Here is a 545-nt window from a genome sequence, read left to right as displayed (position 1 = left end):
CACGTTGACTGCCCCGGCCACGCCGACTACGTCAAAAACATGATCACCGGTGCTGCCCAGATGGACGGCGCGATCCTCGTGGTGAACGCTGCTGACGGCCCGATGCCGCAGACCCGTGAGCACATCCTGCTCGGCCGCCAGGTGGGTATCCCCTACATGGTCGTCTTCATGAACAAAGTTGACCAGGTTGACGATCCGGAGCTGCTCGAGCTCGTGGAAATGGAAATCCGTGAGCTGCTGTCGTCCTACGACTACCCCGGCGACGATATTCCGATCGTCAAAGGTTCGGCTCTGGCTGCTCTCGAAGGCCGCGACGCTGAAATCGGCGAGAACGCAATCCGCGAGCTGCTCGCAGCTGTCGATTCCTACATCCCGACCCCGGCACGTGCTGTTGACCAGCCCTTCCTGATGCCGATCGAAGACGTGTTCTCGATCTCGGGCCGTGGTACCGTTGTGACCGGTCGTGTTGAGCGCGGCGTGATCAACGTTGGTGACGAAGTCGAGATCGTCGGCATCCGCCCGACCTCGAAATCGACCTGCACCGG

At 61.3% G+C, this 545-nt stretch carries 1 protein-coding gene; it reads left to right on the top strand.

Annotated features, from left to right (window positions below; translation table 11 throughout):
- On the top strand, window positions 1-545 hold a 545-nt coding region (locus EP867_RS03375; RefSeq protein ID WP_241656803.1), incomplete at both ends, for a GTP-binding protein.

The organism is Falsigemmobacter intermedius, from assembly GCF_004054105.1.
Lineage (GTDB): Bacteria > Pseudomonadota > Alphaproteobacteria > Rhodobacterales > Rhodobacteraceae > Wagnerdoeblera > Wagnerdoeblera intermedia.
The sequence above is the reverse complement of the archived record's forward strand: the minus strand, read 5'-3'. Positions and strand labels throughout refer to the sequence as shown.